General features: G+C 73.3%; 15 protein-coding genes. 7 read left to right on the forward strand and 8 right to left on the reverse strand.

Annotated elements, in window-relative coordinates:
* Both AB4880_RS21040 and AB4880_RS21045 read left to right on the forward strand, forming a co-directional pair.
* A partial coding sequence (locus AB4880_RS21040; RefSeq protein ID WP_367921168.1) for a helix-turn-helix transcriptional regulator occupies window positions 1–437 on the forward strand: 437 nt, incomplete at its 5' end.
* A gap of 91 nt (window positions 438–528) precedes the next feature.
* Window positions 529–1,086 (forward strand): hypothetical protein, encoded by a 558-nt coding sequence (locus tag AB4880_RS21045; protein ID WP_367921169.1) that lies wholly within the window; start codon window positions 529–531, stop codon window positions 1,084–1,086.
* Here AB4880_RS21045 and AB4880_RS21050 read toward each other — a convergent pair.
* From AB4880_RS21050 to AB4880_RS21065, 4 genes are all read right to left on the reverse strand, one after another.
* Window positions 1,079–2,617, reverse strand: coding sequence for a LuxR C-terminal-related transcriptional regulator (locus AB4880_RS21050; RefSeq protein ID WP_367921170.1), 1,539 nt, complete (start codon window positions 2,615–2,617; stop codon window positions 1,079–1,081). The two genes, AB4880_RS21045 and AB4880_RS21050, sit on opposite strands and share 8 nt — an antisense overlap.
* A gap of 129 nt (window positions 2,618–2,746) precedes the next feature.
* Window positions 2,747–3,346 carry a hypothetical protein gene (locus tag AB4880_RS21055; protein WP_367921171.1) on the reverse strand — a complete coding sequence of 200 codons (600 nt, stop codon included), beginning with the start codon at window positions 3,344–3,346 and terminating at the stop codon, window positions 2,747–2,749.
* A gap of 30 nt (window positions 3,347–3,376) precedes the next feature.
* Window positions 3,377–3,808: a nuclear transport factor 2 family protein gene (locus AB4880_RS21060; protein WP_367921172.1), complete on the reverse strand. Its 432-nt coding sequence runs from the start codon at window positions 3,806–3,808 to the stop codon at window positions 3,377–3,379.
* Window positions 3,809–3,820: 12 nt separating this feature from the next.
* Window positions 3,821–4,306: a nitroreductase family deazaflavin-dependent oxidoreductase gene (locus AB4880_RS21065; protein ID WP_367921173.1), complete on the reverse strand. Its 486-nt coding sequence runs from the start codon at window positions 4,304–4,306 to the stop codon at window positions 3,821–3,823.
* A gap of 46 nt (window positions 4,307–4,352) precedes the next feature.
* Here AB4880_RS21065 and AB4880_RS21070 point away from each other — a divergent pair, with 46 nt between their 5' ends.
* From AB4880_RS21070 to AB4880_RS21085, 4 genes are all read left to right on the forward strand, one after another.
* Complete coding sequence (locus AB4880_RS21070) at window positions 4,353–5,243, forward strand: TIGR03619 family F420-dependent LLM class oxidoreductase (protein ID WP_367921174.1); 891 nt, start codon at window positions 4,353–4,355, stop codon at window positions 5,241–5,243.
* A complete protein-coding gene (locus AB4880_RS21075) occupies window positions 5,240–6,418 on the forward strand; it encodes a hypothetical protein (protein ID WP_367921175.1) in 1,179 nt (392 codons plus the stop codon). Before AB4880_RS21070 ends, AB4880_RS21075 begins: the two co-directional genes overlap by 4 nt.
* Before the next feature lie 646 nt (window positions 6,419–7,064).
* Window positions 7,065–7,862 carry an SDR family oxidoreductase gene (locus AB4880_RS21080; RefSeq protein ID WP_367921176.1) on the forward strand — a complete coding sequence of 266 codons (798 nt, stop codon included), beginning with the start codon at window positions 7,065–7,067 and terminating at the stop codon, window positions 7,860–7,862.
* On the forward strand, window positions 7,852–9,006 hold the full coding sequence (locus tag AB4880_RS21085; RefSeq protein ID WP_367921177.1) for a sulfotransferase family protein: 1,155 nt from the start codon (window positions 7,852–7,854) through the stop codon (window positions 9,004–9,006). Before AB4880_RS21080 ends, AB4880_RS21085 begins: the two co-directional genes overlap by 11 nt.
* Before the next feature lie 36 nt (window positions 9,007–9,042).
* Here AB4880_RS21085 and AB4880_RS21090 read toward each other — a convergent pair whose 3' ends face one another.
* Complete coding sequence (locus tag AB4880_RS21090) at window positions 9,043–9,402, reverse strand: VOC family protein (RefSeq protein ID WP_367921178.1); 360 nt, start codon at window positions 9,400–9,402, stop codon at window positions 9,043–9,045.
* A 183-nt stretch (window positions 9,403–9,585) separates the two neighbouring features.
* Between AB4880_RS21090 and AB4880_RS21095 the strand changes: the two genes are divergently transcribed.
* Window positions 9,586–10,161 (forward strand): hypothetical protein, encoded by a 576-nt coding sequence (locus AB4880_RS21095; protein WP_367921179.1) that lies wholly within the window; start codon window positions 9,586–9,588, stop codon window positions 10,159–10,161.
* Here the strand turns inward: AB4880_RS21095 and AB4880_RS21100 are convergent.
* From AB4880_RS21100 to AB4880_RS21110, 3 genes are read right to left on the reverse strand one after another with little or no spacing between them, the layout of a single operon-like run.
* Window positions 10,109–11,572 (reverse strand): cytochrome P450, encoded by a 1,464-nt coding sequence (locus tag AB4880_RS21100; protein WP_367921180.1) that lies wholly within the window; start codon window positions 11,570–11,572, stop codon window positions 10,109–10,111. The genes AB4880_RS21095 and AB4880_RS21100 overlap by 53 nt on opposite strands.
* 25 nt (window positions 11,573–11,597) lie before the next feature.
* The gene (locus tag AB4880_RS21105; RefSeq protein WP_367921181.1) at window positions 11,598–14,576 is read right to left on the reverse strand and encodes a helix-turn-helix transcriptional regulator; all 2,979 of its coding nucleotides are present in this window, start codon (window positions 14,574–14,576) and stop codon (window positions 11,598–11,600) included.
* A 35-nt stretch (window positions 14,577–14,611) separates the two neighbouring features.
* Entirely contained in the window at window positions 14,612–14,764 is a 153-nt protein-coding gene (locus tag AB4880_RS21110; RefSeq protein WP_367921182.1) for a hypothetical protein, read from the reverse strand.
* Between the last annotated feature and the right edge of the window lie 72 nt (window positions 14,765–14,836).

Genomic DNA, 14,836 nt, shown 5'->3' on the forward strand with positions numbered 1-14,836 from the left:
CGATGGCCGCGACCCGGCGCGCCGACCGGCCCTTCGCCCACGGGCTCGCCTGCCTCGACGCGGCGTTGCTGCTCGGCGCCCGCGGCCATCGGGGCGACGCGCGGGCCGCCGTCCGTGAGGCGGCCGAGGCGTTCACCGGGCTCCGGGCCACGCCGTGGCTGGCGCGCGCCGGGCAGGCGCTGATGCGACTCCCGGCCGACGAGGCCGAGCCGGCGCCGCGCGTCCCGGACGGCTGGTCGCTGCTCACCGGCACCGAGCGCGAGATCGCGCGCCGGGTGGCGCAGGGGCTGACCAATCCCGAGATCGCCGCCCGGCTGGTGATCTCGCCACGGACCGTGCAGACCCACGCGTCGCACGTCTACGCCAAGCTCGGCGTCAGCTCACGGGTCCAGCTCACCTCGCTGCTGCACCGGCACGGCCTCGACCGCGACGCCTGAGGCCGCCGGAGATCAGCCAGTTGGCGGATGGCCGGCGTCTGCGCGGCGGGAGGACCGTCGGCACACCACCTGACGACGAGGAGCTCCCGCCATGCACCATCATCCCGCCCCCGACTTCGGTCGCTCCGAGACACAGCTGCGCTGGGAGGAGGTGCACCGCCGGCACAGCGTGCTGCGCCGGATCGTCGACGCCGGCCGGATCGACCACGACGACCCCGACGTCCGGGCCGTGTTCGCGGACCGCGACGACCTGGTCCGCGCGCTCTTCCAACAGTGGGCGACCCTGATCGGCGGCAGCCTCGACCTGGCGCTCGAGCTCGGCGAGGTCACCAGCGCCCGCGAGACCCTGCAGTCGGCCCACCGCGCCGCCCTGCGCCACTCGCCCGCGCTCTACCGCCTGGTCACCGAGGAGGCGGCGACCCCGCTCGGCGCGCGACTGGTCGAGCACGAGAACCTCCGCCTGGCGTACGCCGTCGGGCTGGCCAGTCCCGGCACCTCGACCCACGACGCCGCCCAGCAGGTCGCCGACCTGCTCGCCGCGGTCGCCGCGCCCGCCGCCCGGCGGACTCCCTCGTGGGTCCGCTCGGCCTTCGACTGGATGCGGGGCCGCGAGCCCGAGCCGTCCGACGTCGCGACGCTGCTCAACTAGCCGCGAAGAGCCCCGCCAGCTGCACCCGCCCCGCCACGCCGCACTTGCGGCAGGCGGTGGCGAGCTGGCTCTGGACGGTCCGCGGCGAGGTGCCGAGCTCGGCGGCGATCCGGCCGTTCGACAGCCCCTGGATCGCCAGCCGCACCACGCGGGTCTCACCGGGGCTGAGCAGGTGCCACGGCCCACCGGGCGCGGCGGGCGCGTCGTCGACCGCCACGGCGACGAGGAGCCGCGCCACCTCGGCGCTCCACACCGTCGCGCCCAGCCGGTGGAAGACGGCCGCCGCCTCGTGCAGCGCGGCGACCCGGTCGGTGCCGCGGAGCGCGGTCTGGGCGGCGGCGACGCAGCCGAAGGCCAGCGGCAGCGGGCGGCCGACGGTGCGCAGCAGGTCGATTCCCTCGGCCAGGGCGACCGGGTCACCGGCCACGGTGGCGGCGCAGCAGAGCGCGGTGGCCCGCGCGCTCGCCGTACCGGCTCGGTCGGCGGCCTCCCCGACCCGCGCGCTGACGACCTCGGCGAGCGCCCGGTCGCCGCGCGCCATGGCGAGGACGACGAGCGGGTGGGCGAACACCTTCCAGGCGAGCAGGCTCGGCATCCCGCGCAGGCGGAACCAGGCGTCGCAGAGGGCGTCGTACCGCTCCCGGGGGTCCTGGGTGGTCGCCGCGCAGGCCAGCGCGACCCACTCCTCGCCCAGCCCGGCGCCCGGTCCGAGCCGGTGCGACCGGGCCAGCGCGATCAGCCGGCGCGCCGTGGCCACGTCGCCGCGCAGCCCCTCGACACAGGCGGCGACGCCCCAGGCGAGCGGCCGCGCCGCGAGGGCGCCGGTGCGGTCGGCGCACACGACCGAGCGGGTCGCCTCGTCGTGGGCGTCGACCCAGTGGCCGTCGAGGAAGTGCAGCATCGCCTGCGAGGCGAGGTACCAGGACAGCTGGCCGGTGTCGCCCTCCTGCTGCGTGAGGGCGACGCCGCGGGCGATGGCCGCGTGCGCCTCGTCCATCCGGTCCAGCTCGGCGAGCGCCATGGCGAGGACGACGTGCGCGGTCGAGCGGTACTCCGCCTGGCCCACCCCCTCGTTGCCGTACGACGTCGCATCGGTCGCCTCGGCCAGCGCCGTCGCCAGGTCTCCCCGCCCGAGGTGGACCGCGGCGAGCGTGGTCCGCGCCTGCCGGACGGCGATCTCGACACCACTGGCCGTGCCGAGCCGGTCGGCCTCGAGCGCCTCCGCCTCGGCCCGGTCGAGGTCACCGCCGAGGACGCTCGACAGCGACCCGAACGCCAGCACCAGCGCGCGGTCCGGCGCCGAGTCGCCGACCAGCTCGGCGGCGCGCGCGAACCGGTCGCGCGCGTCGGCCATCAGGCCGGAGCGCTGCATCATCAGCCCGAGCACGGCCTCGACCCGGCCGCACTGCACCCGGTCGCGGCTCATGATGAGCAGCCGGGTCGCGACGGCGTACGCCGCGTCGAAGTCGCCCGCCTGGACGTGCAGCCACAGGTCGAGCTCGTCGTCGGTCGACCCACGCTCCGCCGGCATCGCGCCTCCCCATGAGGTCAGAGCGGCCCGAGCCGTCGTCCCATGGTCCCCCGGTGGTCGTCAGCCACCAAGCAAGGCCTTCTCACAAGGCACAGAGGAACTACGCCGGTTGGCGGATGCCTCGACTGCTCAGCCGACCTGGACGCGGATGTCGTTGCTGGTGGTGCCGTTGTCGCGGTCGATCACTCGGAACCTGTTGACGCCGCTGACGCCGGTGAAGATGTAGGTCGAGAAGGTGCCGTTGGTGACGCCGACGCTCGCCGGGAAGTCGACCCAGGCCCCGTCCTGCCAGCGCTGGACCCACAGGATCGCGCCCTCGCCGCCGGGGTAGATGCCCGAGATGTAGATGCGCTCGCCCGACGCGACCGCGGTGTTGACCGCCTGCAGCGAGATCTGGCCGGCCTTGGGCGACTCGGAGGTCGCCTCGCTCGACGGGGTGTCGGTCGGCTCGGTGGTGGCCGCGCCGTCGGAGCTGTCGGGCTCCTGGGTGTGCAGCGTGATGAGCGGGCCGCTGCCCTCGTCGGTCTCGGTGGGCGTCGGCAGGTAGAGCGACTGCCGGACGGTCGCGTCGGCGGCCGAGCCGCCGTCGGAGCCGCCGATGCCGAGCACCTTGGCGCCCACGATCGCGACCAGCGCGAGGACCAGGCCGACGCCCAGCGCGACGGCTGCCAGCGCCACCAGTCCGTTGAGGACGGGACGCTCCGGCCGAGGCTGCTGCTGGTCGCTCACCCCGCCATTGTCCAGGGCCGCCCCAGGAAATCAGAAACCGCGTGTCCAGACGACCTGCTCGTGCAGCTGCCGCGAGCGCCAGCCCGCGTCGGTGCGCACGAAGGTGTGCCGGTAGAGCCCGCCCACCTCGACCACGCGCTCGCCGCCCTTGCCGTCAGCGATCCGCATGGGATTGTGGAAGTAGGCCGCGACCGCGGCCTCGTCGCCGCCGTCGGCGAACGTGTAGGAGATCTGGCCGAGCATGTGGATCCGGTGCGTCGAGAAGCCGGGCAGCGCCTCGGCGAGCCACGCCTTGACGACCGGGAAGACGTCGGCGACACCGCCGCTCTCGGTGTAGTCGATCCGCGCGTCCGGGGTGAACACCGTGTCGAGCCGGTCGAAGTCGCCCTCGTCGACGGACAGGGTGTAGCGGGTGAGCGCGTCGGCGATCTCGGCGCGGTCGATCAGCTGCTGCAGGTCCACGGGACTCCTCGGTCAGCGGGGCTCGAGGACGACGACGGGGATCTCCCGGTCGGTCCAGGCCTGGTAGTTGTCGAAGTCGGCGTACAGCTCGACGAGGCGCGGCCACAGCGCGGCGCGCTCGTCCGGTCCGGCGACCCGGGCGCGCACCGCGCGACCGCGCTCGCGCGGGAGGTCGACCGTGGTGTCGGGGTTCGCGGTGAGGTTGTGGAGCCACTGCGGGTTCTTCGGCAGCCCGCCCTGCGAGGCCACGATCACGAGGTTCGGGCCGTCGGCGAGATAGAGCAGCGGCGTCGTGAACCGGGTGCCGCTCCGGCGCCCGACGTGGTCGAGCAGGAGCACGGGGACCGGCTTGCTCCAGCCGGCGCCGATCCGCCACGTCGCGCCGATGCGGCCGTTGGTCAGCCGGTAGAGCGCCACGTTGGCCTTCGCGCCGTACTTGATGATCTTCGCGACGATCGGCTTGTCGAGGCCGTCGGGCTTCGGCTTGGTCGCTGCCATGGGACGTACCCTGGCACAATTCTAGAACGCGTTCTAGTCTGCAGGCATGCGCTTCTCCTTCGCCGAGGGCATGACCCACGCCGACTACTACGCCCCGCTCGCCCAGGCCTGCGAGGCCGCCGGCTACACCTCGATGACCATCGCGGACAGCCTGATCTACCCGCAGGAGTCCGACTCGAAGTATCCCTACACCGACACCGGGGACCGCGAGTTCCTGCTCGGCAAGGAGTTCATCGAGACGTTCATCCTCTGCGCGCACCTGTTCGCGGTCACCGAGAAGCTCCGGCTCACGCCGTTCGTCCTCAAGCTGCCGATCCGCCCGCCGGTGCTGGTCGCCAAGCAGGCCTCCTCGCTCGCGTTCTTGTCGAAGAACCGGCTCGGTCTCGGCGTCGGCCTCTCGCCGTGGCCCGAGGACTTCGCCGCGCTCGGCGTGCCGTGGGAGAAGCGCGGCAAGCGGATGGACGAGTGCATCGACATCCTGCGCGGCCTCACCCAGCCGGGCGACGAGCCGACCTTCTTCGGCTACCAGGGCGAGTTCTTCGACATCGAGCCGCTGCAGCAGTGCCCCGCGCCGACCGAGCGGATCCCGCTGCTCGTCGGCGGGCACTCGGACGCCGCGCTGCGGCGCGCCGTACGCAAGGGCGACGGGTGGATGCACGCCGGCGGCGACGGCGAGGAGCTCGACCGCCTGCTCACCCGGCTCGCCGAGATCCGCAAGGAGGAGGGCGACACCCGCGACGACTTCGAGGTCCACGTGATCTCCTACGACGCCTACACCCTCGACGGCGTCAAGCGCCTCGAGGACAAGGGCGTCACCGACTGCATCGTCGGCTTCCGGGTGCCCTACATCAAGGGGCCCGACACCGAGCCGCTCGAGACCAAGATCAAGCACCTCGAGCAGTACGCCGAGGGCATCATCGCCAAGGTCGGCTCGTGAGCGAGGCGCTCGGCCTGACCAAGGCCTTCCAGGAGGCGGTCGCCGAGGCCGAGGAGCTGATCGCGAACGCGCCGTTCATCAAGACCGACGCCGACCGGCTCGAGGGCTACGACTACCTCGCGGGCCGGGTCCGGATGGCGATGCAGACCGCCTTCGACTACGACCTCGAGCAGCCGCTCTTCATCAACCCGACGCACCAGTTCTCGCGGCAGGGGCTCGACAACCCGGACGCCGTCTACTTCCACGCCTACCTGCGCGAGGGCGTCACGTACGTCGTCAGCGGGCGGCGCGGCACGTCGGCCGACCTGTCCTTCCAGGTCATGGGCGGCACCTACAACGCCACGTCCGCCGCCACCTCGCTCATGGCGTTCGACGACCGGGAGCTCGAGATCGGGCCGGACGGCTCGTTCTCGTTCACCTATGTCGCCGAGCCGGGCGCGAAGACGCTGATCGTGCGCGAGGTCTTCAACGACTGGGACAACGAGTCGCGCGGGACCCTGCAGATCGAGCGGGTCGACACCATCGGCCGGGCCCGGCGACCGCTCACCGAGGACACCCTGCGCAAGAAGTGGGACGTCGCCGCACGGTCGCTGGTCGGCTCGATCCAGACCTGGTTCGCCTTCCCGCACTTCTTCCAGTTCAAGGAGCCGGTCAACACCCTGACCGTCCCCGCCTCCACGCCGGGCGGCCTGTCGTCGCAGTACTCCTCGATCGGCCACTACGAGCTCGCCCACGACGAGGCGATGATCGTGACCGTCCCGCGCTGCGACGACGCCGCCTACCAGGCGATCCAGATCGGCTCGGACTGGTACGCCTCGACCGACTACGAGACGCACCAGACCTCGCTCACCAAGGCCCAGGCCGTGGCGGACGACGACGGCATGCTGCGGTTCGTGATCTCGGAGCAGCCTCCGGGCGTCGTCGACGGGGCTGCTGCGCCGACCGCGAACTGGCTGGAGACCACCGGCCACCGGACCGGTCCGATCATGCTGCGCTGGCAGCAGGTCTCGCGCGCGCTGACCGCCGCGGACGGGCCGACCGTCGAGGTCGTGCCGGTGGCGTCGGTGGCCACGCGCCTCGGCTCGTCGGCCGCCGGGGCCGGGCTCTCCGCCGACGCTTACGCCGAGCGGATCGCCGCGCGGCAGCGGGCGGTCGCCCGCCGGATGATCAGCTGAGCCCACCCCTCCCAACCGTCACCGCGCCGGCCACCTGTCGCCCACAGGGGGCCGGCGCGGTCCGTCTTCTCCACAGCTCCGCCTCACCCTCATCGGGCCTGACGCGTTGCCGGGTGAGCCTTGGCCCATGCCGCAACCGACTGCCATCCCCCTTGGACCACCGACGACCTCGCCCGCTTCCCGGCCGGGTGGCAGGTCGAGATCCTCGACGGCACGCTCGTCGTCGACCACAACCCCGAGACCCACGGCCCCTGGACGAACGCCGCGTCACCTGGACCGCGAAGGAGCAGCCCGCCTCGGCCGCCGTCCTCGTGATCGAGGTCGCCTCGCCCAGCACCCGCCGCAAGGACCGCGTGATCAAGGTCGACAAGTACGCCGAGGCCGGCATCCCGGCTGCTGGCGCATCGAGCTCGACCCGATCACCGTCGTCGCCTACGCCTTGCGCGAGGGCGCCTCTGTCGAGCTCGGCTCCTGGGCCGAGGGGCAGACGGTGAGCGTCGACGAGCCGATCCGGGCGCGGTTCCGCCCGGAGGCGCTGCTGCCCTGAGCCGCCCCGACGAGGGGATGGACCGCCGTTTGTCTCAGCCGTCCGGTCCGGATCGACCAAACCCTTCCCTAAAACTGAAACACGTTCTAGTGTGCCGTCATGGTGGATCTGCTGACCGACAAGGTCATCGTGCTGTCCGGCGTCGGGCCGGGTCTGGGTCGCTCGCTGGGCGAGGAGGCGGCCAAGATGGGCGCCGACCTGGTGCTCGCGAGCCGGACGCCCAAGCGGCTGGAGAAGATGGCGGAGACCGTCCGGTCCTACGGGCGCCGGGCACTCGTCGTACCGACCGACATCACCGACGAGGACGAGCGCAAGCGGCTCGTCGAGGCCGCGCTCGACGAGTTTGGCCGCGTCGACTGCCTCATCAACAACGCCTTCGGCATCCCGCCGATGGACCCGATCAGCACGCTCGACCTCGAGGGCCTGCGCAACGCCAACGAGACCAACGTCTTCGCGCCGCTGCGCCTCTCCGCCCTCTTCGCCGACGCGCTCGCCGCGACCGAGGACAAGCCGGGCGGCTCGATCATCATGATCAACTCCTGCGTGGTCTACAGCAGCCAGCCGGAGTACTCCGGCTACAAGCTGTCGAAGGGCACGCTCAAGCACCTCGCGTCGTCGCTGGCCACCGAGCTCGGACCGCGCGGCATCCGGGTCAACAGCGTCGCGCCGTCGTACATCTACGAGGACGTCAACAAGGCCTACTTCGACTGGATCGCGAGCGAGTCCGGCCGCACCCACGAGGACGTGTACGCCGAGAAGGCCGCGCCCACCGACCTCAAGCGGCTCGCCACGCCCGACGAGGTCGCGCAGGCGACGCTCTTCCTCGCCTCCGACCTGGCCTCGGCGGTCACCGGCGTGATGCTCAATGTCGACTGCGGCGAGTTCCATGTCGACTGAGGGTCCCCGCCGGCGCGCGGACGTCGGCTCCTACGAGGACATCGCCGAGGCCGCCGTCCGCACCACCGGGCTCAGCGACTTCGGCGGTACCGCGCACGAGGAGGGCCTGCGCCTGCTCGTCGAGGACCTCGCCTCGGCCGAGGCCGGGCTGACCCCGGTCGGCAACTACTTCCACCGGGCGCAGGTCAAGAGCGCCCTGGTCGGGCGGCTGATGACCGAGGCACGCTTCACCGAGTTCCCGCAGCACGCGGACGTCGCCATCGAGCGGCCGATCTTCGTGGTCGGCCTGCCGCGCACCGGCACCACCGCGCTGCACCGGCTGCTCGCCGCCGACCCCGCGCACCAGGGCCTCGAGGCGTGGCTGACCGAGTTCCCCCAGCCGCGCCCGCCCCGCGACACCTGGGAGGCCGACCCGGTCTTCAACGCGATGCAGGGCGCCTTCCAGCAGCACCACGTCACCAACCCCGAGTTCATGGGGATCCACTACATGGATGCCACCTCGGTCGAGGAGTGCTGGCGGCTGCTGCGCCAGACGGGCAAGTCGATCTCCTACGAGTCGCTCGCCAACGTGCCGCGGTACTCCGCGTGGCTCGCCGAGCAGGACTGGACCGACGCCTACGCCCGCCACAAGCAGAACCTGCAGCTGATCGGCCTCAACGACACCGACAAGCGGTGGGTCCTCAAGAACCCCTCGCACCTGGTGGCGCTCGACGCGCTGATGACGGTCTACCCGGACGCGCTCGTCGTGATGACCCAGCGCGACCCGGTCACCTCGATCGCCTCGGCCTGCTCGCTCACCGCCGAGGCCACCGTCGACACCAGCACCACCTTCGTCGGCGAGACCATCGGCCGCACCCAGATGGAGATGCTGTCGCGCTCGTGGCACACCTTCTGGACCTCGCGCCAGAAGTACGACGCCGCGCAGTTCTTCGACGTCGACTACCGCGAGTTCGTCCAGGACCCGGTCGGGACGGTGGGCGCGATCTACGGCGCCTTCGGCATCGACTGGTCGGACGCTGCGCGCGAGGAGGTCACCCGGATCGACGCGGAGTCGCGCTCGGGCAAGGCCCGGCCGTCGCACCGCTACGACCTCGCCGACTACGGGCTCGACGAGGAGCAGGTGCGCGAGGCCTTCGCACACTGACCCTCGCTCGGCGCGCGCCTCCCGCGCGCGCCGGGCTCAGCTCAGGCAGAGGCAGAAGGTGTGCCCCGCCGGGTCGAGGAAGACCCGGAAGCTGGTGCCGGGCTGGTGCTCGTGCCGAGTCGCGCCGAGCGCCAGCACCGCCTCCTCACCGGCATCGAGGTCGTCGACGTCGACGTCGAGGTGAAGCTGCTGGGGCACGTCCTGGCCCGGCCACTGCGGCGCGCGGTAGTCGTCGACGCGCTGGAAGTGGATGTGGTGGTCGCCGGAGTGGACGGTCGCCCACGTCCCGTCGGGATCGGACTTCGCCGACCAGCCGAGGAGGCCGGCGTAGAAGTCCGCCAGGACGGCGGGGTCGGGACAGTCGAGGACGAACTGCGGGTTGCGTGCGATAGCCATGCACTGACGCTAGGTGCGACCACCGACAGCACCCCCGGCGTGCGCCCGGCGTGCGCCCGGCGGGCGGCTCGGCCGCCCGCGTCGACCGGGCGGATGTCGGAAGCCGCACCTGATTCACGCGGTCGTCCACAGGCCGCGAACGCCCATGTTTGCGGGCCTTCCGGGCGGCGCACACGAGGGCGCATGACCCACTCGCACGCGCCGGCTCGTCGGCACACCCACCCGCAGACCCACACCGTCACGATCGGCGTCCCGCGGCACTGGACGACCCGCTCCGATCCCGAGCACGGGCTGGTGCTGCTCGCGCGCCCGCCGACACGCACCGGCGAGCTGGGCGCCGCCTACGGCCCCGAGCTGGTGGTCCGGACGACGCCCGTCGACACCGACCTCGCCACCTGGCGGGCCGAGGCGGTGGCCGCGTTGGCGGCGCAGCTCGACGCCTTCGAGATCGAGGACGACGACCGCTTCGAGCTCAACGGGCGCGCGGTCGTCTACCACCGGCTGGGCTACCGCGCGCGCGGCGTCGACGTCGTCGCCGAGCAGTGGGCCTGGCTCATCGACGTCCCCGGCGCAGGTGGGGGCATCGGCGTGACGCTGACCGGCGCGGTGGCGCGCAGCCGCTACGCCGACTACGCCGACCTGTTCGAGGAGGTCGCCGCGACGCTCGATCCGGGCGACGCCAAAGAATCCGAGGACCCCGGCGAGCTCAGCCCCGCGCCCGCACCCGGATCCGCGCACCCCGGCGAGGAACGCTGGTGATGTTGCGGACCTTGGGAACGTCGGTGCCGACGGCCTCGACGTCGTACCGGCGGAACACCTCGCGCAGCACCTCCACGCCCTCCATCAGCGAGAAGCCCGCGCCGATGCAGCGCCGCACACCCCCGCCGAACGGGATCCAGACGTGGAGCGCGGGCACCTCGCTCGGGGCGCCGAGGAAGCGCTCGGGGCGGAAGACCTCGGGGTCGGGGAAGTTCGACTCGCGGTGGTGGCTCACGATGATCGACGGGCCGACGGTGGTGCCGGCCGGGAGGTCGAGGCCGCCGACGGTGGCGGGCTTCATCAGGGTCCGCACGACCATCGGGATGATCGGGTGGAGGCGCATCGACTCCTTGAGGACGGCCTCCAGCCAGGCGTCGTCGCCCTCGTCGGCGGCGCGGCGGGCGCGGGCGCGCAGGTCGGCGCTGCGACCGACCTCGACGAGTGCCCACGACAGCGCGGACGCCGTCGTCTCGTGGCCGGCGAGGAGGAGCGTGACCAGCTGGTCGCGCAGCTCGACGTCGGAGAGTCCGCCCTCGCCGTCGGCCGCGTCGGCGTCGTGCACCGACAGCAGCCGCGACAGGACGTCGGTCCGCTCGGCGAGGTCGGTGGCCCGACGGCGCTCGCGGATCTCGGCGTACATGAGGCGGTCGAGCGCCACCTGGTTGTCGACCGTGCGACGCCACGGCCCGAGCCGCTGCAGGCGCGGGTACGCCCAGCCGAGCAGGATCGCCGGGCTGATCTCCACGGTGTGGTTGACGGCCGGCCGCAGCTGCGCGAGCCGCGACTCGTCGGTGACGCCGAAGACCACGCGCAGGATCACCTCGAGGGTGAGCGCGTTCATCCGCTCCAGCGCGCGGAAGGTCTCGCCCTCCTGCCAACCCGACAGCTCGTCGGCGGCGACCTCCGCGACCATCGACCGGTACCCGCGCAGCGCGTGGCCGAGGAAGGCCGGCATGAGCAGCTTGCGGGCGCGGTGGTGGGCCGTGGAGTCCTGGAGGAGCAGCGAGTGCTCGCCCATGATCGGGCCGAGGATGGCGTTGCCGCGGCCGGCGTGGAAGACCTCCGGGTCGCCGGCGAAGATCTCCTTGGTGACCTCCGGCGAGGTGAACAGCACGAGTGGGCGCCCGCCGGGCACCAGGTGGAGGGTGAACGCGTCGCCGTACCGGCGCTGCAGCCAGGGGTGGAGCTGGTGGCGGAAGCGCATCAGCGCCACGGTCTGCGCCAGGGCGGGCCACCGCGGCCCCGGCGGCAGGACGGCGCGCGGCACCCGCGGCAGCCCGCCGCCGCCGACCACCGAGGACCGCCCGAACCGGCGCATGGTCAGAGCCAGGGTGTCGTCGAGGTTGTCGGGGTCGTCGGGGTCGTCGGGGTCGTCGAGATCGTCGTGGGGAGCAGCCGCGTCGGTCGTCACGGGGACGACGCTACGCGGTCGCACCTCAGCCCAACAGGCCGTCGCGGCGAGCGATCGCGGCCGCCTCGGTGCGGCCGGCGGCGCCGAGCTTGCCGAGGATGTTGGACACGTGGACGCTCACCGTCTTGGTGCTGATGAAGAGCTGCTTGCCGATCTCGCCGTTGGAGCGGCCCTCGGCGACCAGCGCCAGGATCTCCAGCTCGCGCGCCGTCAGCGTGACGGCCCGCGGCGTCTCGGGCGCGGCGGCCGGCGCCGGCGCGGCATCGGCGAGGTCGCCGAGCAGCGCGGGCGCACCCAGCCGGTCGGCGATGGCCCGGGCGGCATCGGCCTCCTCACGGGCGCGGGCCGGCTCGCCGACGAGCCGCAGGATCTCGGCCAGAGCCGCGCGGATCCGGGCCTCCTCGGGCAGGTGTCCGAGCTTGAGGGCGGTCGCGAGCGCGGTCGACCAGGCGTCGAGCAGCTCCTCGCGCGGTCCGGGATCGCCGGCCAGCCAGCGCACCCGCAGGTGCTCGGCGTGCAGGCGCGCCTCCCACATCTGCCCCTCGGGCCCCCAGGGACTGCCGTGCTCGCGGTGCCACGCGACGACCGCGTCGCCGACGGCGCGGAGGCCGTCGGCGCGGGCGAGGAGCGCGCGCCGCTCGGCCGCGCTGGCGCTCGGCTCCCCGCGGGCGACCGCCCCGAGCACGGCGGCGGCGAGCCGGGTCCGGGCGCCGAACGACTCGCGCCAGATGACCGACAGCACGTCGACCACCTCGTCGTAGACGGCGAGCGCGGCGGCAGCGTCGCCGCGCACGGCGGCGGCCTCGATCTCCACGCCGGCGGCGTAGACGGCGACCCCGCCCTCGTCGCGCCACAGGCGGCGGAGCCGGGCGAGCCCGTCGCGCACCTCGGCGGCTCCGGTGTCGCGCCCGGTGAGGACGGCGTAGCGCGCCGGCACGATCAGCCCGCGCGGGATGGCCGGCCCGGGCTGGCCGTCGACCGCGGCGACGAGCGCGAGGACGTCGTCCCAGTCGCCCACGATGTAGCGGATCCAGGTCAGCTGCCAGCGCGAGTCAATGACATAGGGCGCCCAGATCAGGCCGGGCCGGTCGGCCCGCTCGAGGGCCGACTCGAACCAGCGCACCGCGAGGTCCCAGTCGCCGCTGTCCTGGTAGGAGCGGCCGAGCAGCCAGCGCCCGCGCAGCTCGGCGTCGAAGGCGTCGGAGGACGCCGCGTGCTCGACCGCGGCCACGAGGGCCTCGCGCAGCTGGTCCTGCTCACCGCCCTCGGCGATGCGCACCCGCAGCCCACTGACGGTGGTGACGATGTCGGCGGTGAGGACGGGCATCGCGAGCTTCTCGGCGAGCGCGAGCGCCTCGGTGGCGAGCGCCTCGGCCTCGTCGGCGCGCTCGGGGTAGCAGCTGACCAGGATCCGCGCGTGGGTGGCGAGCACCCTTGCCCGCAGCATGCTCTCGCCCTCGGGGCTGAGCGCGACGGCCTCCTCGGAGAGCGCGACGGGGTCGAGGCTGGTCTCGATGATCATCAGGATGTCGGCGTACTTGCTGAGCATCCGGGCGCGAGCCGGGTCGGGCGAGCCCTCGGGCCCACGGGCGACCTCCGCGAGCTGGGCAGCGAGCAGCTGGCTGGCGCGCAGCGCGTCGCCGCCCGAGGTGAGGGCGTCGGCGACCTTGACCGCGACCTTGGAGCGGTCGACGCCGAGCCGGTCGCCGCGGGCGGCGTCCTCGAGCAGCTCGAGCGCCTGCTGGAAGTGGCCGGCGGCCTCGTCGGGCCCGCCGACCGCCATCGCCTCGTCGCCGGCCTCGATGCTGGCGACGAGCGCCTGGTCGAGGTCGTTGGCACGCCGCGCGTGGAGTGCCAGCTCGGCGGCGGTGCCGAGCCCGGACACGTCGGCGAGCGCGGCGGCGTAGCGGGCGTGCAGCCGCACCCGCTCACCCGGCAGCAGGTCGTCGTAGACCGCCTCGCCGAGCAGCGCGTGACGGAAGGAGTAGTGGAGGCCGCCGGCCTCGAGGACGTTCATCTCCACGGCCTGGCGGACGCCGTCGTCGAGCTGGTCGGCGGTCAGGTCGGCCGTCGCGGCGAGCAGGTCGTGGGTGACCCGCCGCCCCGCCACCGACGCCACCCGTACGACGTGGCGCGCGGCGTCGCTGAGACCGTCGAGCCGGACCAGCAGCAGGTCGGCGAGGTCGTCAGGAAGGTCGCGACAGTGGCCGGAGGCGACGAGCTCCTCGACGAAGAACGCGTTGCCCTCGGCGCGCTCGACGATCCGGGCGACGTCGCGGGCGTCGAGCCCGGTGGGGGCGAGCTCGCGCACCAGCGCACGGACGTCGGGCTCGGTGAGCGGCGCCAAGGGCAACCGGGCCACCTGCGGCAGCCGCGACCACTCCGCGACCTGCCGCCGCAGGGGGTGACGGCGGTGCAGGTCGTCGGAGCGGTAGGACGCGACGATGGCCACCGGCTGCGTGAACGGCCGGGTGAACAGGAACCCGAGCATGTCGCGCGTCGACTGGTCGGCCCAGTGGAGGTCCTCGACGACCAGCAGCACGGGCGCCTCGGCCGCGGCCGTCTCGAGGAGCGCGTGGACGGCCTCGAAGGTGTCGCCACGGTCGACCGCCAGGACCCGGTCGCCCTCGCCCTCGCCGGCCGCGCGGGTGCGGCGTCCGGGCTGCAGGCGGGCGAGCGCCGGGTGCAGCGCCGCGACCGCGTCGACCAGCTCGGGCCGCGCGGCCGCGATCCGCCCCAGCACCTCGCTGAACGGCAGGTAGGGCAGGGCGCTCTCGCCGAAGTCGAGACAGTGCCCGGCCAGCACCTGCCAGTCCCGCTCGAGCGCGTGGTCGCGCAGCGCCCGGAGCAGGCGCGTCTTGCCAACGCCGGCGTCGCCGGAGAGAAGCACGACGCGGTGCGTCGTACCGGTCTCGGCGGCGCTGACGGCGGCGTCGAGCACCGCGCTCGCCTCGGCGAGCTCGTCGTCCCGCCCGACCATGGTCAGGCTGCTGTGTGCGGCCACGGGCACCATCATGGTGCCGCGCGCCGACATCGTGGTCAGCGGGAGCGCCGCTCGATGCTCGGGTCGGCGGCCGCGATGCGGCGCAGCCACGAGGTGCGGGAGCGCCCGGCCCGGCTGGCGGCCATCTCGCGGGTGACCCGCTGCCGGCGGTAGTTGTTCTCTGCGTTGAGGAAGTAGTCGCTGCTCATGACGTAGAGACTCGTCCTCTGAGGTAGGCCCGCACATCGGGCAACTGCCTTAGGCGCTCACTCGCCTACCTC

The sequence above is a fragment of the Nocardioides ginsengisoli genome, assembly GCF_039537225.1.
Classification (GTDB): Bacteria; Actinomycetota; Actinomycetes; order Propionibacteriales; family Nocardioidaceae; genus Nocardioides; species Nocardioides ginsengisoli.